The sequence below is a fragment of the Paenibacillus sp. FSL R5-0517 genome (assembly GCF_037974355.1).
Classification (GTDB): Bacteria; Bacillota; Bacilli; order Paenibacillales; family Paenibacillaceae; genus Paenibacillus.
This window is the reverse complement of sequence record NZ_CP150235.1, coordinates 2,892,192-2,915,641: the sequence shown is the minus strand read 5'-3', so window position 1 is coordinate 2,915,641 and position 23,450 is coordinate 2,892,192. Positions and strand designations below refer to the sequence as shown.

Here is a 23,450-nt window from a genome sequence, read left to right as displayed (position 1 = left end):
TAATCTTTGTCTAACTATAATTTTCACACAGCTATACTGTGTATGTTACCACGGATAATTACCCATGCCATCAAGAATGCTTTCGATCTCATTCAACTCTTCCGTTGTCAGGTCCGGTGCCTTGAGCGCAGCTACGTTTTCTTCGATCTGGGACACACGGCTTGCACCAATCAGTGCGGAGGTTACACGGTTACCGCGCAAGATCCAGTTCAGAGCCAGTTGAGAGATCGTCTGACCTCTTCTTTCTGCAACCGCCTGAAGCGCATCGAACTTGGCAATCCGTTCGTCCGTATAAGCTTCTTTTTTCAAATTGCCTGTTGGATTGGCTCGTTCTTCCTTAATCTTGTCGACATATTTATTCGTCAACTGGCCGCGGCCGAGTGGACAGAATGCTATTGAACCTACGCCCTGCTCATCCAGTACGTCCTGCAAACCGTCTTCGATCCAGCGGTTCAACATGGAGTAATTCGGCTGATGAACCAGACACGGCGTACCCAGACGACGGAGAATGGTCACCGCTTCTTGCGTCTGTTCTGCATTATAATTGGATAACCCCACATACAGTGCTTTACCTTGCCGCACGATATGATCCAGCGCTGTCATGGTCTCTTCCAAAGGTGTATCCGGATCTGGACGGTGATGATAGAAAATGTCTACATAATCCAGTCCCATCCGGCCAAGGCTTTGATCCAGGCTCGCAATGAGGTTTTTGCGGGAACCCCATTCGCCATAAGGTCCATTCCACATGTGATAGCCAGCCTTTGACGAAATAAGCAGCTCATCCCGATAAGGACGCAGATGTTTTTTATATATCACACCAAAGTTCTCTTCCGCTGATCCTGGAGGTGGACCATAGTTATTCGCCAGATCGAAATGGTTAATTCCGAGGTCGAAGGCACGCAAAATCATCTCTTCCTGAATATCCAACGTACGGTTACCACCGAAGTTCTGCCATAGACCCAGCGCAATTTGCGGCAGTCTGATTCCGGATTTACCGGAACGTACATATTTCATCTCATCATATCGTTGTTCACTCGCAGTATAGGGCATCGTTATTCTCACTTTCCTGTAAGGTTTGCCTTGCTGCTTCTAATCTTAGTCATTTCTCGGGCAAAACGATATGGCATTTCACTATAACCATATGGAAAAATGACTGTTATCTATACCAACGAATGTTAAATCATTGATCTTTTAATCTAATTAATATGTTAAAATGCAAGATGAGATGAAATCGTACAGGAGTGAATACCCTTGATTACATATATGTTTAAAAGCAATCATTTTCAGGAGCTTCAGCTCCTTCATTATGGTACGGAAGCCTGTACACCAGGTCATCACTTTGGCCCTGCCATGAGAGACTATTACAAAATTCATTATATTTTGAATGGCAAAGGCACCTTCGAAGTAGGAGGCAGAACATACACCCTGCACAAAGGTCAAGGTTTTCTGATCGTTCCGCATTCTGTTGTTCATTACGAAGCAGATCAGGATGACCCTTGGGAATACAGCTGGGTTGCTTTTCAAGGTAGCAATAGCCAAACCTTTTTACAGCAGGCTTGTCTGTCTGAGCATCACCCGATTTTTGAGCTGGGCAATGAGGATGACGAGATGCGATCCTGTCTGCATCGAATGATTAATTCGCGACACACCCACAAAGGCTGGGAGATCAGTATGACTGGTTTGCTTTATCAATTTTTCTCCATTTTGATTGATCAGGCCAACTCAGAGCATCTTCAACCCATGCAGGATTATTCGAAGGAAACATACGTAACGCAGGTCATGGACTTTATTGAAATGAACTACGCCAATGCTATTACCGTTCAGTCCATCGCGGCCCATGTGGGCTTGCAGCGCAGTTACCTGTGCTCTCTCTTCAAGGATCAGATGGGGAGCAGTATCCAGTCGTATCTGGTCCATTACCGGATGCGCAGGGCAGCCGAATTGACCCTTGATCCCGGTCTGACCATTGGTGATATTGCCCGCTCGGTGGGCTACACTGATGCATTGCTTTTCTCCAAAATGTTCAAAAAAGTGATGGGCGAAGCGCCCACTTATTATCGCAAACATAAAACAGCACCCTCCCAGTTAAGTTGCTAATGGGAAGGTGCTGTTTTTTGCCAATCGATATCACTTGCATTTGTTCAATACTTACATTCGTTATTCCTTACGTTTGTTTATACCGTCTCCTGCATGGATATGCCGACGACTTGCACTTTAATTTCATTAACCATAACACCCGCTAATTGCTCCACGGCCTGTTGAACGTTATGTTGAAGTTCACGGCATACCTCATGCATCTTGTTGCCATATTGAATGTTAATGCGCAGCTGGATGGTCGCCTGATCGTCTTTGACGTGCACATCAATCCCTTTTTGCAGACTCTTGCCGCTGATGCTTTTGGCAATCCCTTCAGTCAGCCCCACAGACATGGAGGATACGCCATTCGTGCTCTGCGCGGCCATCCCCACAATCTTGGACAGCACATCGTTCGAGATGTGAATGGTACCCATTTGAACAGATTGAGGTGCGATATATTCAGGTTCGTTATATGGTTTTTCGATAATTTCAGACATGTGCTCCACTCCTTCGAATAATTTACATGCTAGGCATTCTGCCATTTGTCCTTGAAGAACATAGTATAGATTCGAACCAAAAGAATTTTAACGATCATATACACCGGGATAATAATCAGGATGGCAATAATCCCACCCAGGTCCCCTGCACCCAAGACCAGAATAATCGTCGTAAGCGGGTGAATATCCAGCTTTTTGCCAAATACGTACGGTGCAACCAGGTTGTCCTGAATCTGCTGAGCGACGAGAATAATAATCAGAGACCAGATGGCAACGGATGGCGATACCACGAGACCCATGATCACAATAGGGACAGATGACACAATCGCTCCGATAAACGGAACAAAGTTCATGATGACCGCGATTACTGTGAGCAGTAATGCGTACGGCAGTCCAATAATCAGGAAACCGATATACATCAGTACACCCAGCGCCAGATTTACCAAGACTCTACCCACAATAAAACCACTCAGGGCCTGATCAATCTCAAGCACAACTTCACGGCTGTCATTTTGGAAACGTTTTGGAGCGATATGGGCCAGTTTACGGCCAAATTTCTCACCTTGTAACAGCATGTAGAACAAAAGGATCGGTAATGTAAACAAGATGATCGCAAAACTGGAAACGAGTGAGAAAAATCCACTTACATAGTTGGTCACAAAGTTAAATCCTTTGTTGATATACTCCGTAATCTGAGAGAAAGGTGTTGAGCCCTCGGGGAACAAGGCTTGAATGGCACCATTCTGCTCCAGCTCTCTCAGCTGTTCACTTAATGAATTGATTAGATTCGGTGCGTTATCGACCAGATTCACCAATTGCTCACGTAACGATGGCCATAAGCCAATGATGAAGAATACACCCAGAATAGCAATAACCAAGTAGATTAGCAAAATACTTAGTGTACGATTGATTTTCTTTTTCTCCATATAATTCACAAGCGGTCTTAGCAGATAATAAAAGAACACGGACAACATCATCGGTACGGTAATGACCGTGATCATGGTGACAAGCGGCTGAAAGATGAAGCTCACACGTGATAATAAATAGATATTAACCAATATCAGCGCCAGTGCGATACTGAACCGGACAAACGTATTTCCTTTGAACAAAATTTTCCCCTCCACATGGACATTTCTTCTCTAATTTAATTTGGAATCTGGATGGTAAACACGGTGGTCTCTCGACCACGCCCGGAAAGGATCAGCCGTCCACCCATTTTCTCTGTATTACGCCGTGCGATGGACAACCCCAGTCCGGTGCCTCCTGTCGCTGTGCGCGCCTCATCCCCTCGTACAAACGGGTCAAAGATCGTTGACCACAGTTCTTGGGGTATGCCCACCCCGGTATCTGCCACTTCAATCACCACATGGGTATCCAGCGGAATGAGTTCCACACGCAGTTCTGTCCCGAGCGGATTATATGATAAGGCATTGGTGATTAGATTCTGAATGACTCTGGATAGCAGCTCGGGATCATACCTTGCGTAAATCTCCTCATCAGGAACAAGCACATGAAGGACAAACTGTTTCTGCTCAATCTCCCCATACGTATCTGCCATAATCTCGCGCACGAACTCTCCAATTTCTCTTCTCTCAATCTGCATGTGGAAATCAGGCGAATCCACCTTGAGCAGCTCCAGCATATTCTGTATCATGCGTGCAACTTGAACAGATTTGTTATAAATGTATCCCAAATATCTTTGCTGCCTGTCCTTGTCCTCTCCACGTCCTTCCACCAAAGCCTGAGCATATCCCTGTATAGATGTTATCGGTGTCTTCAGATCATGGGATAAGTCTACAATCAGTCGCTGCTTGCTCTCTTCCGCATAACGTTTCTCCGCAGAGGTGTTCTCAATGACGTCCGCCATGTAGTTAAAGGTCTCACCAATCTGGACAAACTCCCTCTCGGCAGAGATCGACATCCGTGTACTATAATTTCCCTGAATCATCTGCGTAAGACCCGAGGAGAGAATACCCAGTGGCTTTTTGATTCTCCGTGCGACCCAATAGCTATATACAAAGATCAACAACAAAACTAAACCAATACCAATCATAATGTAAAAGGATAACGGGTGCTTCAGATTGGTAATCAACTGATTATCATTAATCCTTACGCTGACCAGATCACGCGGGATCTTGAGCAACACATACGTTGGCGGTCCTTCTGCCGAAAACGAAGTGATGGAGTAATAGTACGGTTGGTCGCTTCGGTTCTCCAGTCCTGCATACAGCTCGGCTTCACTGTATTGGGTGAACGAATCCTGCTTGTCTCCCACATGATGAATGACGTTACGATTCGCATCCAGAATCTCAATCCAACCCCCGCTGTCCTTGAGACGTTGAATCTCTGTATCCTTCCCTCTCGACACCGAACCTCCACCGGAGTAAAACTCGTTTTCCAGCTCTGCCACATACACGTGGGCTTCAACATTCAGCTCTGGATCAACGACCTGATCCGAAATGCGGAAATCCACGACATCCAGTGACACTATAAGGTATACAATCAATACCAGTAACAGCAAAAAGAAGTTGAACAGCAAGAAATCCAGTGTCAGGGATGTCTGCAACAGTCGCTTTTCTCTAGCTTTCCATGGGCGCTTCAATTTTGTATCCCAGTCCCCTTATCGTTTTGAGATATTCCGGTTGTCTGGAATCACGCTCGATCTTCTCCCGAATGTTGCTGATATGTACCATGATGGTGCTGTCCTCGTGCGCATAATAATCGCTCCAGACCGCTTCGTATATTTTTTTACGGGTGAACACTCGGCCAGGTTGATCAAGCAACAATTCCATAATTTTATACTCTGTAGAGGTTAATGTTACAGCTGTTCCTGAACGAAAAAGCATACATTGGGATCGATCCAGCGTCAGATCACCTAAGACCAGATTCTCTTCTTTGGCAGCGGGGATCTCCGCTGCATCAAATTGATTCACTCTTCTGAGCAATGCCTCTACTCTGGCGACAATCTCGAGCGGGTTGAACGGCTTCGCTATATAATCATCTGCCCCAAGTCCGAGTCCAAGGATTTTATCGTGATCCTGACTTTTGGCGGACAGGAATAGCACAGGCATGTGATGCGTAGCCCTGATCTGCTTAATTAACTGCAATCCGTCCATTACAGGCATCATGATGTCCAGTATGACCAGATCAATCTGTGTTGAACGTATACATTGTAGCGCCTCGGCCCCATTCACGGCAGTCTTAATGGTATAATCCTTCTCCAGATAGAGCTGAAGCAGTTCAACAATCTCTGGTTCGTCATCTGCAATTAATACGGTGTATCTCATGTTATTCCTCTCATTTCCTATACTCTATGCCTATCTCTACATTATTACTATATACTACGTCTCTTAATTCAACCTAAATCATTTCTAAAGATAATCTAAATAAATAGAAATAAAGCCCTGACACTGGCCAAGGCTCTAGGAGCAGGTTAACTAAAAATAAGACTGTCTCATTTATGTATTCTAGCTGTTCATTCTTCTTGCAGACTGTCCGTATTAGATTATCAGATCATGCCTTACCCGAACGAAGCCACGGTTCAACTCTGGCCAATAAACGTTCCTTGTCATATTGCACATATTGAACCGCCCGGTTGCGCACAGGATCACCGGCGTAGAAACGTTCATACAGATCATGCCTTGCTCCGAGTGGACTTCCGGTCAGTTCCCATGCCAATTGAAAAAGACGAATCTTCTCCGGGGCTTGCAACGTTACTCCACCAAGATATTTGTTCATCATGGAGCCTATCCTTTCATTGCCCTCAAACATACCTGAAGGAATCTGCATCAGACCACCCGCAGCAATCGTCTTCAAAATCTCCACTGCGCGCGGATAATAACGATTGCCCAGATTACGTGCGGTTTCAATATATTTGAATTCCGGCAGCCAGTTGCCGTATGTGTCCGGCTTGGACTGTGCTTCAGCGGCAATAATCAGTCCCTCAATAGTCTGCATCTGACTAATCATCTCACCGAGTTGTTCCTGCACATTCAGGAAGGAGTCCACCCCGATCTCCTTGGCAATGGCGGAGGTCACGGCTGTAATGAACTCCAGTTTCGAGTGTAATCGGATAACGCTCTGATGATAAGCCAGACTGGACGAAGCTGTATTACAGCGAATCTGCCATACAGCTTCAGGGTTATTGTGCAGCAATACACATTCCCAGGGCACAAATACATCGTCAAAAAATAACACAGCATCCATCTCATCATACTGGGCACTTAGTAGATGTGATCTATCCGAATCTTTTGCCGCGAATGTTTCTCGACACATCATGTGCAAGCCCGGACTGTCCGCGGCTACAATTACCATATGGGCCAGCTCTGGCAGGTGGCCTGGAATTCGTTGAACGGGATACGCAATGATATCATCGGCATACGGCGCAGCCGTTGCAACCATTTTGGCTCCGCGGATCACCACGCCCTCCGCATTGCTTTGCACAATTCGCAGCATGGCATCCTCATCTTCCCCAACAGGCAAGGAACGATTAATCTGAGGGTCCCGCTGGACAATCGTCAGGAAGGCATCTTTTCGTTTGGCTTGTTCATAATAAGTCGATATTTTACCTGCAAATGCGGGATCATATGCTGTCATCTCATGTCGTGTTGCATACCAACCGGTCAGGCGGGAGCGAGCATAATCAGACAGTCTGCTCATTACCCCATACGTCCGCTCAGACCAAAGCCGAAAAGCCCCCGCTCTGCTGTTCACGTCGAGAAGTGAACGGGGCACATGGAAGGAGCGATGAACGTAACTTCCCGTTTGTTCGTCCCAATAGGCCACAGTTTCCCTTGTCTCCGGGTCATCCACCAGATTGAATAATCCTTCTATGGTCTGAAGTGTTCCCTGAAAGGCCTGATGGCGGGTTACCCGGATACGCTCACCATCCAGCCATACATTCCGCTCATCATTCAATCGTTGAATGTAAGCCTGTCCACGAGACAACGTGATGCTCATATATGTCCTCCCTATTGTGAAACGATGTAATGATACATTCTGTATCTAATGAAATAGTACTGTGCCTTGGATGGAAAAGTCAACAGACACCGAGCCATGAGTTCGGTGTCTGTTGGGACATTCATTTTTAGACTAACTTGGCATACATATGACGCAGATACCGCCAGCGTACGAGTGCAAAATACAGGATCTGCATGGAAGCAAACACCATGAAGATGCGCAGACTGTATCCGAAGACTGAGAAATCAACCAACTGCTGCAATGCTACGAAGGCAACCGAGCTGTGGATAACGGCAATCAGAATCGGCAGGAAGAACATAAGCAATAGCTGCCTTGTCACAATCTTACGAAGTTCGGGGCGGCTGAGTCCCATTTTGCCAATCATGCGATACTGCGCTTCATCCCGTTCGAGATCTGCATAGAGTCTGAAATAGGTGAAGCTTGCTGCAAAGGTGAAGAAAACAATGCCAATCAGTCCGCTCAGGATCAGGATAATTCCGTTCGTTTGTTTCGAATTGAGCCAATCCACCACTAGTGCACTCACCTGGAAGTAACCTCTATTGGAATGATTCTGTTGAATTGATTCGATTAATTCAGGAGCAAAGCTCCGTGTACCCATCCAATCTTTCACGATAAATTGGACCGTTCGCCTCGAATAGAAACCTTCAGGCATGCCAACTTCCTCGTTGTACGCAGGCCTCATCTGATTAAACAATTCGTCAGTTACGATGTAGAGATTAATTTCACCTTGATAAGGAATCACAATCTCGGTACCAGGTGTCGATAGCTGAACAGGTACGCGCTGACTATCCACCTCCAGATTGACCTCCGCTCCGGAGAATCCTTGTTCAGCCTGTTCACGGTACTTCTTGCGAACCGCCAAATTGCTTGGTGTCATAAATGACTCATCGACCTGTTTCAACGCACGTTCTTCATACCCAAGTGCCTTCGCCAAACGGTTATAATCACTTAATTTGATAATCTCTCCATTATTATTTTCAGATATAGGAGCATAACTGCCCTTCACGTAGGGAACTTGATGATCAATCAACGTCTCTTCAATCTGCCGAATATGTCGCTCGGAGTTGGGAGTATCCCACATATTCATATAACTGAATGCGTACGGATTCGACATGGATGACAGACCCGGGTCAGCAATCGCAAGCATGGTGCCAATTCCCGTAAATGAAGAAGCCGAAATGATACTTACCATGAAAAACATAATCGCGTTATCTTTCATTCGATACGTAAGTTCTGAAAGAAAGAGCAAATTGGTTTTACGGAAAAATAACCGTGAGTTGCCTTTGAGGGCTCGGATAACGTACACACTGAGCTGTGTGAACAGTAAGTATGTACCTGCAATAACGACCATAACACTCGCCATTAATAGCGGAAACGAGAAGCTTACCCAGACAAAGGTGAATACCCCAGCATAACCTCCGCCAATGAACAATACGGATAACAAGGCGAGCAGACGTGATGCTTTCGGTTCCGGTTTTGGCTTTTCCTCTGATTTCACAAGGTCAATAAGTGTTCCTTTCCGTATGAGTAAGGATGATGACATGGCAATCACTACAAACAGCAGCAAAAATGCGCCAGCCGTCAAGGCAATGCCTTTCAGCGGAAAATAGAATCGAAGGCTGTTCTCAACAGCCAGCATAGAGCCACAGATCAGCAGAATCAATTTGCCAAAAACAATTCCCAGTCCAATACCGGTAATAATCGAAGCTAATCCGATACACATATTCTCCATAAATAAGAGCCGGTTCATCTGTTTGCGTGTCATGCCGATGATCAGGAAAATGCCAAATTCCTTCTTGCGTGTCTTCAGAAATGAACCTACCGAGTAGAGCAGGAACAGGAATGAAAAGATGAATATAATGATCTCCGCAATCATAAACCCCTGGTTGGCAAGTAAAGTAACCGTTCCATTGGAACCCTTTAAGCCTTCTTTCAGATCGGGATGGAACAATAGCAATGCGTAGGTGAAAAAGATCATGACAGAGAATGTACTGCTCAGAAAATGAGCCAGATAAATTCGTTTATTGCGAACAACGTTATTAATGGCGAACTGGCGAAAATTCATGTCCTGACCCTCCCATTAGGGATAATACATTAATAATCTTCTGGTAAAAGGCTGCCCGATTATCGCCGTAGTGAATCTCATTGTATAGCTTTCCATCTTTGATAAAGACGACTCTACTGCAATAACTTGCAGCTACTGCATCATGAGTGACCAACAGCATCGTCGCCTGATCCTCCTGATTGCGGGTTTCGAGGATCTCCATCACATCTCTGGCCGCCTTCGAATCCAGATTACCTGTTGGCTCATCCGCCAAAATCAGTTTCGGAGAATGTATGAGTGCTCTGGCAATGGCTGTACGTTGTGCCTGTCCACCCGATATCTCATAGGTTCGTTTGTTCAGAATACTTTCAATTCCCAGCTTGCTTGCCAGCTGTTCTACACGTGTGTTCATCTCTGCTAAGGGAACGCCGTCAAGCGTCAGTGGCAGCACGATATTTTCCTTGACTGTCAGGGTATTTAACAGATTAAACGATTGAAAAACAAATCCCAGCTCTTTGCGCCGAAAGAGCGCGAGTTCGTCTTGGTTCAATTCAAACGGATTCTTCCCTGCAATCCGCAGTTCTCCTGATGTCGGATGATCGATTGTGGAGATCATGTTCAGCAGCGTTGTTTTACCACTGCCGGATGGTCCCATAATGCCGACAAACTCACCTTTCTGAATACTGAGATCGATGCCGGATAATGCTTCATAGGACACGATGCCTTTATAGATTTTACTGATCTGATTGACAGAACAAATCTCCATAGTTACAACTCCTCTAATGAAAGTGAATTCGAAAATTAAGATACGCTGATGCTGTGTGTCTGCATAATAAGTGCGGCCTTTATTGTGATCTTCATGACTACAGTCTATCGAAGTTTCGGTCATTCTCCTATGGTTTAACCTTTCATCAACATGACAATGTTGTAAGGTTGCATGGTAAAAATCCAAAAAGACGCCTTCGCCTCAACCAGGCAATAGACGTCTTCATATCCATTTTACACATCATTATGTTAATACTCATCATGCTTCAGCCCAAATTCACACGTTCCACTCTCGTCTTCCACCTGCCACTTCAGGAGCTGAATGTAATTCGGACAGTTGTTCCTTCACCGTACACGGATTCAAGATTGATCCGATGATTCATTCGGGTCAGTACTTCTTTCGCAATATACAGCCCCATGCCAGTGGACTCTTTGAAATGCCGTCCGTTCTCCCCAGTGAAGAAAGGCTGAAATACCCGGTTCAGATCGGACTTTGGAATCCCGATGCCTTGATCCTGCACTTCCAGTAGGATGGAGCGTTCTGATTCATATGCCCGCATATGAATTTTTTGCCCGCTGCCCGCAGAATACTTGATCGCATTAGATAGTAGCTGTACCAAGACAAAACGAATCCACTTGGCATCGGATTGCACAACCAGTGAGGAATCGATATGCATCTCTGGATAGACATGATTGCGAATGAAAAATCGCTTCAGCTCGTGAATTGCTTCCTCACCCGCAGTTTTCAGTGCTACGGGTTCAACGGTGAAATCCTGTTCAAAGGTATCCAAACGGGCCACATACAGCACAGTCTCCAATCCACGTCTCATTTGGTCCGCTTCCTCCCGAATGCTTATGAGCCGAGGATCGTCATCCTCCTGATCTTCCAAGGTCAACTCAATGACCGACAATGGTGTCTTCATCTGGTGTACCCACTGATTCATAAACGTCAGATATTCTTGCTGTCGCTGTTCCAGTCGATGCAGGTGAGCATGATACTGTCCGTATTGTGAATCCAGCAGCTTCTCCAATGCCTGTGATAATGGACTTGTTTCGTTCAAGGGTACAAATTCCTTCAACGAATCCATCGATCTGGATATTCGGGCATAAAACGAGCGATGTGAATAATAACGATAGACCAAATAGCCAACATACAAAAATAATCCCAACGCTACAGCATAAGCAGCCGTAATCCAATCAGTATAACCGTCATACCAGAACACCGCCACCACGGTGAACAAGATAGCAACCACCCAGCAAGTTAAAGCGAGATGTTCACGAATAAACAATCTCATGATGGAGAGGAAGCCTTCCAGTTGTTGTTCAATCGGTAACCTGAACCTCTGACCGTTTCCAGTGCATCCGTAATGCCAAGCTCGGCTAATCGCTTACGAACCCGGGTAACGTTAACGCTGAGTGTATTGTCATCTACAAAAGAGTCATCCCACAGCTTCTCCAGGATCGTTTCCCTGCTTACCAGCTTGGGACTGCGGCGCAGTAACGTTTCCAGCAGAATCGTTTCTTTCTTCGTCAGCTGCACTTTGCGATCGCCCAGTTGAATCTCCAGTCTTTCCAAGTAAACGACCAAGCCGTCCAGTTCCACCTTGCGTTCTTCATCACGTGCGGCATAGTCCCCATACACCCGGCGTAACTGACTCCGAATTTTGGCCATAACAATCTCGTGTTCGAATGGCTTGGTGATATAATCATCCGCTCCGTTCTCCAGTGCCATGACCTGATCCATCTTTCCGCTCCGGGCGGAGATAAACAGAATTGGGCATGTAGATAATGTACGAATCTGGCGGCACCAATAGAAACCATCATAGCTGGGCAAATTGATATCTAGAAGCACAACATGCGGTTGTACCTGTTCAAACTGCTGCACAATCATCTCAAAATCCTCGGCCAAAACGGCCTTATCTCCATAACGCTCAATATGTGACTTCAATAATCCCGCAATCTTGGGATCGTCCTCTACAATCATAATGGTATACATGGTTGGATCTCACCTCTGTCAAAATCATAACACAGGTTGTATTATCGAGCATCGACTTGATTACGCCAGTCCACAATATCTGCGTTCAGCTGCTTCAAGTCTCCATTGGCTTGCTGTTTGTCCGTTAATTTATACTGCTGCTTCAATGCCAGGATACGATATACACTTTCATCGATTCTGGATTCGGAGATGTCCCCTGACTTCACTGCACTTACTAATGTATCAAAAATCGTCTTGGCACTCTCATAACTATGAGCTACCAAAAGAATGTCACTACCTGCCTTAACAGTTGCTAGTGCAGCTTCATTCAACTTAAAGTTCTTCGCGATTGCTCCCATACTCAGGTCATCTGTGATGACGACACCGTTATACTTGAATTTTCCGCGCAGATGTTCACCAATGATGACATCAGATAAGGAAGCCGGATGATCGGGATCAAGCTTCGGAAACAGAATATGTGCCACCATGACTGCTTCCACTTGCTCCTTCACTGCGGCCTGGAACGGAATCCATTCAAGCTCAGCCAGTTGTTTTTCCGTTTTGTTCACAACAGGCAGATCCAGATGGGAGTCCACGGACGTATCGCCATGACCCGGAAAATGCTTCACTACCGGAATAATGCCTTCATTACGCAGACCTTTCATCTCCGCAATCCCCATACGCAATACCAGGTCTGCCGAACTGCCGAATGAACGATCACCGATCACCGGGTTCTTCGGGTTACTATTCACATCCAACACAGGTGCGAAATCCACATTAAAACCTGCAAGCTGGACTTGTCTGGCCAGCAATTCTCCCATCGTTTCAGCGAGCGCGCTATCTTTTGTCTTGCCTACTTTTTGGTTGGATGGAATGGATTCCACGTTCTCCGGCATACGGCTGACTTTGCCGCCCTCCTGATCCACACTCATGAAGATGGGTACCGGATTGGACTGATTTGTTTCCTTGATGGATTGTACAAACTTGGCTGTTCCCTCAAGCGTCGTTACATTGTTGGCGTAGAAAATAATGCCTCCTACCTTCTGATCCGCAATCATCTGTTTGGCCTGATCATCCAGCGTTGTACCCTGAACACCAGCGAGTATCATCTGTCCAATCTTCTCTTCTAACGTTAATGAACTGAGCTGCTCCTGCACCGGATCGACTTCTTCTGGTACTTCTTCCTGCGGTGGAGCGGTATTCTGCTCCGGCGATGAGGAAGATTGCCCTGAGTTAGAGCCAGCATTGGAGCTGGTATTCGAGTCCGTCGTGGAGGAAGATTTCTGTGCTTGGCCACATGCCGATAAAATCAGAATGATCCCCAGCAGAAGACATATCATATGCAGTGGTTTTCTCCATTTTTTGTTCGAGGTGTAACTATAGTTGTACAAGGATATTCATCCTCCTTATGTAATGTCGTCTTGTTAAATTCAAAGGTTCAGGAGTAACCTTATCACAAGGTGAATGATTTTCAAAATGAGCGCTTCTGAGGATTGAATCGTTGTGCTGACATAATATGCAGCGAAAAAATTGGTTGCTATAGAACCTGAGATGTGGAACTTCAATGGTGTTGTGACTATGCGCGTGTGTGAAGTATGGGAGTAATAAACAGGTGCAGCGGTGCGGAAAATGTTTTTCTATTGTGAATTTTTCATATGTTGAAATTATAAGTATAGGTAGGTGAAAAAGCCGCCCAAAGGCGGCTTATTTGTTCATTTTTGTTTCGTTTATGTTTTGTTTTCGTTTCATTTTTCGTTGTAAATCGTCACCATTCGGCGTTGGTTCACTTTTTTTGCGAAACGTTCTTAGCCTTCAATTAATGAAGGGTTTGCAACACTTCCGTTGTAAATGGAATGATTTCGGATATGCGACCTTCCCGAACTTTGGCAGGCCATTCTGGATCACTAAGCAGAACGCGACCCAAGGCGATCAGGTCAAACTCATGATTCTCCAGCTTCTCATTTAGTAGATCCAAATGGGCATCCCCTGTTCCCTGGTTCTCGGTCGCTCTGTCCACAAATTCAGCTTCAAGCCCTACCGATCCAACCGAAATGGCTGGTTTGCCTGTGATTTTCTGTGTCCAACCCGCGAGATTCAGCTCGGATCCTTCGAATTCAGGCAACCAGAACCGCCGTGTAGAACAATGAAATATATCTACGCCAGCAGCACTGAGTGGTGCCAGGAATTGCTCCAATTGCTCCGGCGTTTCCACCAGACGTGCTTCATAATTCCCCATCTTCCATTGGGAGAACCGGAGCACAATTGGGAAATCAGGACCAACCGCAGCACGACAAGCTTCAATCACTTCAACCGCAAATTGGGTTCTTCGTACCAAATCACCACCATACTTGTCGGTTCTTCGATTCGTCTGCGCCCAGAAGAACTGGTCAATCAGATATCCATGTGCTCCGTGCAATTCAATTCCGTCAAACCCGATTCGCTGTGCATCCGCTGCCGCTTGAGCATATGCCTTCACAAGACCTTGGATCTCATCTTCCGTTAATGGTTCACGTGATGGCTCACCTGCCATGCTAACCCCTGACGGACTTACAGGCTCAGCTTCTGCGTTAGGCAAGTCACCGGAACGACGTGCTGTACCCACATGCCACAATTGTGGCATGATTTTGCCACCAGCTTCATGCACTGCTTTAACTACACTAGCCCATCCTTGCAACGAATCTTCACCATGGAACAATGGTATACTCGCTCCGCTGACCGAAGAAGGATGATTGATGCCTGTACCTTCCGTAATGATAAGTCCTACTCCGCCTGCTGCTCTTCGACGGTAGTATTCAGCAACTTCCGGTCCAGGTACGCCCTCTGGTGAGAATCCGCGAGTCATAGGGGCCATAACGATTCGATTAGACAAGGTTAGCTTGTCCGAGGTAAAAGGTTTAAATAATGCTGAAGGTACGTTCATCGTATACTGCTCCTTTGCAATTGGAAGTATGGAACTTTCGCATTCATGTGAAATGCGACATGCTTTTGTATATCATAACATTAGTAACTCCGTTGACTGGTTTAGGATTATTTCTCTATCCATTCTATAGTTTCTTAATTTTATTTTCAAATTTTCGAAGTGAGTCATTCGAACTAATCTTTTAGATAAAAAAAGAAAGCTACCTTAACGGCAGCCTCAGTTTGATCACTCTACCGAAGCGGTCTGACTTGCACTCTGATGCATCTTAACGGATTTTCCCGGTCACCAATAATGTGGATGTCGCATAGTATATAATCCATAATCTTCCTTCCAATTTAATTAGCATTTACGGGGATATCATTGCGATTCACTCGAAGCAATTTCCCCGATGAAGTCGATAACACATCGGGATCGGTACCCAGACCAAAGTAGAAGTCGCCCTCGTTCTCTTCAAATGACTTGGCATACGTGTCCTGACTAAACCGTAAAATCTCATTCCATGTTGTCAGATCCGTGGATTGGTAGACCCGATTGATATATAGATTGGCACTTTGACGCGTATACGTAAGCACATATACCGTACCATCACGCAACAGTACATCCGTAGGAAGCGCCTTGGCATCTGGCAGGTTAACTCGTTTGGCCTGGTTAATATCTGTCATAACATTCAAGGATTTGGGCAGCAGTTGTCCATCATTGAACACCCCACCCGCTATATAGAGCAACTTATTATTAAAGTTAATATTTTTGCCTATTTTATTATAGGGAATGGTGCCCGTTTGATAAGTGAGTCCTGGCAGCATTTTGTTTCCATAGATGACAACGTCCCGTTTTTCAAGCTTTTCATTGATCTCCAGGATATTGGTTTTGTCATTCCATATTTTATTGGCCGGATACATCATGCCAGATGCATATAATTTGCCATTAAGATGGAACATGGTATAAGCCCGGAAGCCATACGTATTGATTGTTGCATATTTCTGCCAAGTTTCACCTTCATTATGAGAGATTAATATCGTTGGTTTGGACTCTGTACCTAGCGCGGCAAACATCTTGCCCTGATAGGAAGCCAAATCGTATACGTGTACTCCGAGTGGAAGATTACGATATTTAGTCCAAACCTCTCCATCCAAACGATAGAAATTGCCGAGTTCCCACTTCTCACTATCCGAATCATTACCAGGAATATATAACTTGTCGTTAAGCACTCTGTAAATGTCAATCTGTTCCTCATCAACATACATCTTCGTCGATGGCAAAATGCCAGGGTTGCTGTTGGTCACCGACTGGGTCTTGAATTTCGCGTTCGCTGTATCATAATAAATGACCGGAATAGGGCCTGAATTCGGCGCTACGCCCAGATTACTGCTGTTCCCGTGACCCAAATATATTTTGCCGTTGTACAGTTGCATATCCCAGACGTTATTGGCATATGGTGTTTTGGTAAAAGGCCTTCCCAGCAGTTCTATCTTGGATGTTACATCCGCTGAAATGATCGGTGCATTCGACACCTTGGCAAGCTGACGTTCCGTAGCAGGTGGTTGACTAGTTGACGTGTTATTTTTGGGTTTGGAATTGCCCATGAGCATCCAGCTCATTCCTGCAACGATGGTCAAAATTACGGCTGTCCATTTCGTGTGTCTCTGCATGTCCGCTTCCTCCTTCATATTTTCAGAATGATTCCCTTCATACCGAGATGATACAATTTGTATCTTTTTATACTATGTAAAACCATCTGTACATGCAACAAATTTCGCCCGATCTGGACAAAAAAAAGTAGACAACCACATCTGTTGATGTGTTGTCTACTCGTTCTTACTATTTTGTGGATTCTATTCTGCTTTAACCAGAATCTTAACCTGATTTTTCTCTTTTAGCAGTGCTTCAAAACCATGTTCCACCACTTCATCCAACGAGATTCGTTTGGTTACCAGCTTGTCTGCGGGGAAGAAACCTTTATCCATCAGACTGATGACTGCCGGGAACACATCGCGATAACCGATAATGCCGTTGACCGTACGCTCTTTCATAACAATAGAGTTCGGATGAATCGGTGCTTCCTGTTCAAAAATACTTACGATCATCAACTCTCCACCAATACGTGTGGAATCGATGGCTTGTTGCAGCACACGTGGTACACCGGTTACTTCATAAGCTACGTTAACGCCACCTTGTGTACGCTGATGGATTTCTTCTACGACATTGAACTGTGTTGGGTCAATCACAATCGCACCCAGTTCTTCCGCTTTAGCTTTTCGTTCGTCCGATAATTCCACAACATAAATATCAGAAGCTCCCGAGGCCTTAAGTGCTTCAATGACCAATAATCCAATCGGGCCAGCACCAAACACGGCTGCCGTATCGCCCACTTTCAGCTTGCTTTGGCGCACAGCGTGAAGTGCTACAGCCGAAGGTTCAACCAGTGCACCTTGCTCATACGAGATTGAATCCGGTATGGCATGGACCATGTATTCTTCAGCAGTTACATATTCGGAGAATCCGCCTCCGCCTCCAGCGAGTCCAAGGAAACCCATTTTATCGCACAGATTGTATTTACCTTGTTTACAAGCTTCGCAGTGTCCACATGCGTAGATCGGTTCTACAACTACACGATCGCCCGCCTTGAAGCGTGTAACGCCTTCCCCTACCTCAACCACCTGTCCTGAGAATTCATGTCCCATGACTACAGGCGCTTGTTCCCCTGTTAGCGGATGTGGTGCTTGAGCCGGAATAAAAATCGGACCCGCTGTGTACTCGTGCAAGTCACTGCCGCAGATGCCGCACCATTCCACTTTTATTTTGACCTTACCTTCTTCAGGATGAGGTTCGTTAATATTTTCGAGACGTAAATCTTTGACTCCGTGCCAACGTAATGCTTTCATTCATTTCATCTCCCAGATCATAATTTATAGTATAATCGGAAACGTTTCCGTAAATTAAATATGTCACATTTTAGATACGCTGTCAAACATATTTCTACACTAATATGTCTATTTCGTGATCATATCGAGTTTTAATTAAGAAAGCTTACACTTTTATCAAAGTTATTTTAGCGGTATTGTGTAACCGCTCTAATCCAAGTTATTAAGATATATCCTGGCAAATAATACTACAGACGGAATGAAATATAATCATACTTCGGCATAAATGTGGTCCAATCACGGGATACTTCATAGCTCAAATGTTATAATTAAGTTATATACTTATCGCGAAGTGCATACATATCCCTAAATATTCGGAATCGTTTCCGATAAAGTGAGGTAAACGTACATTGAGGAAAGAACAGAAACTGACGATCAAGGACGTGGCTGAGCGTGCCGGCGTGGGCATCGCTACCGTATCCCGGGCCATCAACAATTCAGAAGGCATAAGCAGTAAAACACGAGATAAGGTGATGAAGGCCATTGAAGAACTGGGTTTTGTACCCAACACCTCCGCACAGAGTCTGAAAATCCGGCAAACGCACCAGATCGCGCTCGTTGTACCCGACATACGTAACGCCATTATTCCGGAGATTTCATGGTCTGTTGAGCAAACGGCGAAGCAGCATGGTTACCATGTCGTGCAGATCAATACCGCAGGCAATGCCCGTACCGAGTTGGAGACAATACGTAATGTAAAAAAATTGCATGTAGATGGATTGATCTTCATGCCTCTGGCCTATCCCAAAACGTTACCCGGACTGATTGATAAAGCCCCGCTCCCCATCTCTATGATTAACTACGGCAAGAAACTAGAACCGGGAATGAGGGCAGATATCGTCTCTCTGTCTCAACCCGAAGGCAAACTGGTCATGGAGCATCTGTTCAAAATTGGGCGGACGCGAATCGCCTATGCCGGTGCACCCAAAGACATTATTGAAGAGCGCTTCCGTGCTTATGAGCAAGCTGTAGGCCATGTGGACATTTCTCTCGTCTATTTTGGTGAGGACTTTTCATTGAATACAGGTGCCAATGCTGCAGATTATTTCTACGGACTTACGCATATGCCAGATGCAGTCTATGCCATTAATGATATGGTTGCCATCGGATTGGTTAATCGGTTCAAGGAGTTGGGGGTTCGTGTACCTGAAGATGTGGCTGTAGTGGGTGTAGATAACAATCAGTGGACCACGGTCTCGTCTCCGCAGATTAGTTCTGTGTCCATTATGGGTGAGGAGGTTGCCAGACTTGCTACCGAACTGTTGTTAAAGCGGATTCGGGAGATGAACACGACCGATTACGAACACATTCAATTCGAACCGCGCTTAATCGTTCGTGAATCAAGCGTCGCCATGATTCATTCTTCCCAGCGAGGACGACACAGTTAGATTTGTTTTGCTACACAGATACTCTAAAAAGGTGTTGCTCAGGTCTAACTCTTTCCTGGCAGCACCTTATTTGTCTATAATCCCATATATCTAAAACTACGTCTTTATTCAGCACCGTTTATTCTAAGGAAGCATTTGCCTGATCGGTGTTCCGTTCAGGAACATCGCTATGTTTTCTACGGTGTGACTATAATAGATCTCATAATTGCCACGAGTCACATAACCCAGATGCGGTGTGGCCAGGACATTGGGCAATGTTCGCATAATATGGTTAACCGGCAGCGGTTCCTGCTCATATACATCCAGACCTGCGCCAGCAATCAAACCACGCTGTAATGCATCTACCATAGCTTCCTGATCAACAATACCCGCTCGCGACGTATTAATGAATAGCGCACTCGATTTCATTTGTTGAAATTCGGCTTGTCCAATCAGATTGCGCGTACGATCACTTAATACCAGATGAACGGATATGATATCGCTCTGTGCAAGCAGTTGCTCCTTGGTCTCGGACCAAATGACACCATGTTTTTCTGCTTTCTCTCGTGTCAGATTCTCGCTCCAGGCCATCACATTCATGCCAAATGCTTGTGCGATCTCAGCCATGCGAGTGCCTATCTTGCCCAAACCGAGCAATCCAAGTGTTCTCCCATGCAGATCCAATCCTACAGTGCTCTGCCAGTTTCGATTGGAGCGAAGTGCATTATTCTCCGTAACCAGCTGTCTGGACAGTCCCAGTATTAGCGCCCACGTCAGTTCCGTTGGAGGATTAGAGCTTCCCTCGGTTCCACATACAATGATCCCTTTTTGCTCCGCAGCCTTAAGGTCTATGGACGCATTACGCATACCACTTGTAATCATAAGTTTCAGCTTAGGGAGCTGCGAAATAACCCTCTCCGGAAATGGTGTACGTTCCCGCATCAGGACCACAATATCGAATTCCTGCAATTCTTGAATGACTTTTTCTTCCGAGCCCATATAGTTGTTGAATGTCTGAATCTCCACCCGATCCATCAACGAACCCCAGTCTGCCGACGTCAACGCAACGTTTTGATAATCATCCAAAACGGCACAGCGCAACTTCGTATCCATTCCTGATCTCCTCCTATATCTGCTCAAGTCTTAACTATATTGTAGCAACTCCGCATCACTTTAAACAGAATAAATCCCTATTACTGCAGCAAAGACAGCGTAACCTGGATGCTCTGCTCTACAAACAAGCGGTCCGGTCCTGATTTCATCAGTACAGTTAGTCCGATCATGGATACAACCAAAGACTGTGCTACCGCACTCGCATTCAAGTCAGCGGACAATTCCCCGCTCTGTTGGCCTTTTTCAATCGTTTCCTTGAAAAGAACACCCAGATACATCTGATGCTCCCGTGTGAGGACAGCGAATTTGGGGTCATGTGGAGCCAGCTCAACCATCGTATTAATGCAAAAACAGCCATGACTAGGCTCGGTTACACTCCCTTCAGCTCCAATATGTTCAAACAGCCCACGGAAGGCTTCTCGCACCGTGGAGCCCTGTTGAAGTCTGGCTCTGACTTGGGCCGCATGCTGCGTGGTATACCTGCGAAGTGCGGTTTCGAATAATTCCTTTTTATCGCCAAAAGCTGCGTACAGACTGGGACGTTGAATGCCCATTGCGGTCGTCAAATCACTCAAAGATGACGCTTCGAACCCCTTGTCCCAAAACGTATGCATCGCAGCATCAAGTGCTTTATCCGTATCAAATTCCCGTTGTCTAACCATACAATTCACCTCTTTATGTATCGATCAGTATATTTATATTTTAAACTCATAACAATAAATAAGTCAAAGATCACTCATTTGAAATGAAATAAGTCCAGCTAAAAAGCGTTTTTAACTACTTTGAAACTCTCGTCCAATTCTCTGTTGACAGTGTTCATGCAAATAAAGTATGGTTATCCCGAAACATATCATACCAATCAGTACAAAACAGAAAGGTGACAACCATTCATGCAAACTTCTTCTCCAGATGCACAATTATCCAATAAGGATCGTCCTGCCATGTCAAGGTTAGTTGCTCTTCTCTTTGCCGTGTGCAGCGGACTTGCGGTCGCCAATATTTATTATGCTCAGCCTTTGCTGGACTCCATTGCTCAAGAGTTCAACCTCTCTCCATCATCCATAGGGATCGTCATCACAGTGACTCAAATATGTTATGCCCTGGGGCTGTTCCTTCTCGTTCCGCTCGGGGATCTCTTAAACCGCCGCAAGTTGATAATTATCCAAATGCTCTTATCCGTACTTGCACTGGTTCTGGTAGGAACCGCAAAGTCCAGCTCACTTTTATTCACTGGTATGGCCGTCGTAGGTCTACTCGCGGTCATTACACAGACATTGGTTGCCTTTGCTGCACACTTGGCAGCCCCTACCGAACGTGGTCGTATTGTCGGGCAGGTCACCAGTGGAATCGTCATTGGCATATTACTTGCACGAACGGTTGCAGGTACGCTTAACGATTGGCTCGGGTGGAGATCGGTGTATCTCTTCTCTGCCAGCTTTACTTTACTCGGAATTGTCGCCTTATATCTTGTTCTCCCAAGGCAACAGTCCCCACAAGTAAAACAAAGCTATGTCCAATTACTCAGCTCTGTCTTGCAACTGTATCGTGAGTTGCGTGTATTACGAGTACGAGGTGTACTGGCGATGCTGATTTTTACAGCCTTCAGCATCTTGTGGACTTCCATGGTTCTGCCACTAAGTAGCCCTCCACTGTCCCTGTCTCATACGCTTATAGGTGCATTCGGTCTCGCAGGAGCGGCCGGAGCAATGGCCGCTGCCCGTGCAGGTAAACTCGCCGATCGGGGCCTTGGGCAAAAAACGACCGGTATCTCTCTTGTCATTCTGCTCTTGTCCTGGCTGCCCATCGGCTATGTCCATCACTCGTTGTGGTTCCTGATCCTCGGCGTTATCCTGCTCGATCTCGCCGTGCAAGCCGTACATGTTACCAATCAGAGCCTGATCTACGAAGTTCGTCCCGAAGCACAGAGCCGCCTGACGGCAGCATATATGATCTTTTACTCCATCGGCAGTGCAACCGGCTCCATCGTTTCTACCCAGGTGTATGCATGGGCGGGTTGGACAGCGGTTTGCTGGTTAGGTGCGGGTGTTAGTGCAGCCGCACTTCTGTTCTGGATGATTGATCGTCATATGCATCGGAATCTCGATCGTTGAATTAGTCCAGTTTATTCCACACCACAATAAAGAGGGTTGCCAAAGGACCCAACAACAGGGAAATCAGAAACCAGTTCCGACCACTTCTGTTTTTTCCCTGTGCAAGTCCGGCATTAATCAAGGCAAGGGTGCCCCAACCTACATAATATTCATTATCCATCAAACGTCTTCTCTCCTTTATTCCTTCAATTCCGGATACTGCTCAAGGATCACTTTGAGTTTACGGTTACGACTCTCCAGAAATGCCAGCATATATCTCTTCAGCACAAGTCGCTCCGTTGCCCCCCCTAGCAATCCAAGTGGTGCTTCAAACCGCAGCGTGTCTCTCATGCATGTCATCTGTTCTCCAATTGCGCTGAAATGATGTTCATGTCGCATGCTCTTGAAAGCCCCCTTCTCCATCTGATCCACAAATAAAAACGGTTGTTCAAACTGCACAATTCGGGACTTCAACTTCTGTCTGACACCCAGGTGGGTAGCCTGAAAGGTAACGGTATCCCCGGCTCCAATTTTTCCTGTGGTTACTCCAGCGACCGCTCGTTCTCTCGTATGTTTCCAGACAGTCTGTGTATGTAGGTCAATATCCCGGGCATAGTCAAAGCACCGTTCAATCGAGGCAAGTATCGTAATCTCTGTTGTCACTTCAATCATGACGATCGCTCCTTGGCAGGAAAAATAAGG

At 45.7% G+C, this 23,450-nt stretch carries 21 protein-coding genes; 3 read left to right on the top strand and 18 right to left on the bottom strand.

The genetic code is table 11. The features are described from left to right. Nucleotides 1-45: 45 nt before the first annotated feature. On the bottom strand, nucleotides 46-1,050 hold the full coding sequence (locus MKX40_RS13205; RefSeq protein WP_339242169.1) for an aldo/keto reductase: 1,005 nt from the start codon (nucleotides 1,048-1,050) through the stop codon (nucleotides 46-48). Between the two features lie 201 nt (nucleotides 1,051-1,251). Here MKX40_RS13205 and MKX40_RS13200 point away from each other — a divergent pair, with 201 nt between their 5' ends. Beyond that, the gene (locus MKX40_RS13200; protein WP_339242168.1) at nucleotides 1,252-2,097 is read left to right on the top strand and encodes an AraC family transcriptional regulator; all 846 of its coding nucleotides are present in this window, start codon (nucleotides 1,252-1,254) and stop codon (nucleotides 2,095-2,097) included. Between the two features lie 77 nt (nucleotides 2,098-2,174). Here the strand turns inward: MKX40_RS13200 and MKX40_RS13195 are convergent, their stop codons facing one another. The 13 genes from MKX40_RS13195 to MKX40_RS13135 all read right to left on the bottom strand — a co-directional run bounded on the left by MKX40_RS13195 (nucleotide 2,175) and on the right by MKX40_RS13135 (nucleotide 18,139). Further along, complete coding sequence (locus MKX40_RS13195) at nucleotides 2,175-2,573, bottom strand: Asp23/Gls24 family envelope stress response protein (RefSeq protein WP_339242167.1); 399 nt, start codon at nucleotides 2,571-2,573, stop codon at nucleotides 2,175-2,177. 29 nt (nucleotides 2,574-2,602) lie between these two features. Continuing rightward, on the bottom strand, nucleotides 2,603-3,682 hold the full coding sequence (locus MKX40_RS13190; protein WP_339242165.1) for an AI-2E family transporter: 1,080 nt from the start codon (nucleotides 3,680-3,682) through the stop codon (nucleotides 2,603-2,605). Nucleotides 3,683-3,717: 35 nt separating this feature from the next. Beyond that, on the bottom strand, nucleotides 3,718-5,175 hold the full coding sequence (locus MKX40_RS13185; RefSeq protein ID WP_339242164.1) for a HAMP domain-containing sensor histidine kinase: 1,458 nt from the start codon (nucleotides 5,173-5,175) through the stop codon (nucleotides 3,718-3,720). Continuing rightward, on the bottom strand, nucleotides 5,153-5,860 hold the full coding sequence (locus tag MKX40_RS13180; protein WP_339242161.1) for a response regulator transcription factor: 708 nt from the start codon (nucleotides 5,858-5,860) through the stop codon (nucleotides 5,153-5,155). Before MKX40_RS13180 ends, MKX40_RS13185 begins: the two co-directional genes overlap by 23 nt. A 226-nt stretch (nucleotides 5,861-6,086) precedes the next feature. Next, the gene (locus MKX40_RS13175) at nucleotides 6,087-7,532 is read right to left on the bottom strand and encodes a 4-hydroxyphenylacetate 3-hydroxylase N-terminal domain-containing protein (protein ID WP_339242160.1); all 1,446 of its coding nucleotides are present in this window, start codon (nucleotides 7,530-7,532) and stop codon (nucleotides 6,087-6,089) included. Between the two features lie 127 nt (nucleotides 7,533-7,659). Then, complete coding sequence (locus MKX40_RS13170) at nucleotides 7,660-9,618, bottom strand: ABC transporter permease (RefSeq protein WP_339242157.1); 1,959 nt, start codon at nucleotides 9,616-9,618, stop codon at nucleotides 7,660-7,662. Continuing rightward, a complete protein-coding gene (locus tag MKX40_RS13165) occupies nucleotides 9,593-10,363 on the bottom strand; it encodes an ABC transporter ATP-binding protein (protein WP_339242156.1) in 771 nt (256 codons plus the stop codon). The genes MKX40_RS13170 and MKX40_RS13165 overlap by 26 nt, the downstream gene beginning before the upstream one ends. 310 nt (nucleotides 10,364-10,673) lie before the next feature. After that, nucleotides 10,674-11,657: a sensor histidine kinase gene (locus MKX40_RS13160; RefSeq protein ID WP_339242155.1), complete on the bottom strand. Its 984-nt coding sequence runs from the start codon at nucleotides 11,655-11,657 to the stop codon at nucleotides 10,674-10,676. Continuing rightward, nucleotides 11,654-12,358, bottom strand: a complete 705-nt coding sequence (locus tag MKX40_RS13155; RefSeq protein ID WP_339242153.1) for a response regulator transcription factor — start codon at nucleotides 12,356-12,358, stop codon at nucleotides 11,654-11,656. Before MKX40_RS13155 ends, MKX40_RS13160 begins: the two co-directional genes overlap by 4 nt. 41 nt (nucleotides 12,359-12,399) lie before the next feature. Further along, nucleotides 12,400-13,728, bottom strand: a complete 1,329-nt coding sequence (nagZ, locus tag MKX40_RS13150) for a beta-N-acetylhexosaminidase (RefSeq protein ID WP_339242152.1) — start codon at nucleotides 13,726-13,728, stop codon at nucleotides 12,400-12,402. A 425-nt stretch (nucleotides 13,729-14,153) separates the two neighbouring features. Next, entirely contained in the window at nucleotides 14,154-15,257 is a 1,104-nt protein-coding gene (locus tag MKX40_RS13145) for an NADH:flavin oxidoreductase (RefSeq protein ID WP_339242150.1), read from the bottom strand. A 335-nt stretch (nucleotides 15,258-15,592) separates the two neighbouring features. Further along, nucleotides 15,593-16,906, bottom strand: coding sequence for a hypothetical protein (locus tag MKX40_RS13140; RefSeq protein WP_339242149.1), 1,314 nt, complete (start codon nucleotides 16,904-16,906; stop codon nucleotides 15,593-15,595). 183 nt (nucleotides 16,907-17,089) lie between these two features. Continuing rightward, a complete protein-coding gene (locus MKX40_RS13135) occupies nucleotides 17,090-18,139 on the bottom strand; it encodes a 2,3-butanediol dehydrogenase (protein ID WP_339242147.1) in 1,050 nt (349 codons plus the stop codon). A 389-nt stretch (nucleotides 18,140-18,528) separates the two neighbouring features. On the opposite strand from MKX40_RS13135, the gene MKX40_RS13130 reads away from it, so the two are divergent. Beyond that, nucleotides 18,529-19,566, top strand: a complete 1,038-nt coding sequence (locus MKX40_RS13130) for a LacI family DNA-binding transcriptional regulator (RefSeq protein ID WP_339242145.1) — start codon at nucleotides 18,529-18,531, stop codon at nucleotides 19,564-19,566. A gap of 123 nt (nucleotides 19,567-19,689) precedes the next feature. Here MKX40_RS13130 and MKX40_RS13125 read toward each other — a convergent pair whose 3' ends face one another. Next, nucleotides 19,690-20,658, bottom strand: a complete 969-nt coding sequence (locus MKX40_RS13125; RefSeq protein WP_339242143.1) for a D-2-hydroxyacid dehydrogenase family protein — start codon at nucleotides 20,656-20,658, stop codon at nucleotides 19,690-19,692. An 80-nt stretch (nucleotides 20,659-20,738) separates the two neighbouring features. Next, on the bottom strand, nucleotides 20,739-21,320 hold the full coding sequence (locus MKX40_RS13120) for a TetR/AcrR family transcriptional regulator (RefSeq protein ID WP_339242142.1): 582 nt from the start codon (nucleotides 21,318-21,320) through the stop codon (nucleotides 20,739-20,741). 228 nt (nucleotides 21,321-21,548) lie between these two features. Here MKX40_RS13120 and MKX40_RS13115 point away from each other — a divergent pair, with 228 nt between their 5' ends. After that, nucleotides 21,549-22,769 (top strand): MFS transporter, encoded by a 1,221-nt coding sequence (locus MKX40_RS13115; protein ID WP_339242140.1) that lies wholly within the window; start codon nucleotides 21,549-21,551, stop codon nucleotides 22,767-22,769. 1 nt (nucleotide 22,770) lies between these two features. On the opposite strand, the gene MKX40_RS13110 is transcribed toward MKX40_RS13115, so the two are convergent. Both MKX40_RS13110 and MKX40_RS13105 read right to left on the bottom strand, forming a co-directional pair. Next, nucleotides 22,771-22,932, bottom strand: coding sequence for a hypothetical protein (locus MKX40_RS13110; RefSeq protein ID WP_339243262.1), 162 nt, complete (start codon nucleotides 22,930-22,932; stop codon nucleotides 22,771-22,773). Nucleotides 22,933-22,946: 14 nt separating this feature from the next. After that, nucleotides 22,947-23,420: an SRPBCC family protein gene (locus MKX40_RS13105; protein ID WP_339242138.1), complete on the bottom strand. Its 474-nt coding sequence runs from the start codon at nucleotides 23,418-23,420 to the stop codon at nucleotides 22,947-22,949. Nucleotides 23,421-23,450: the final 30 nt, after the last annotated feature.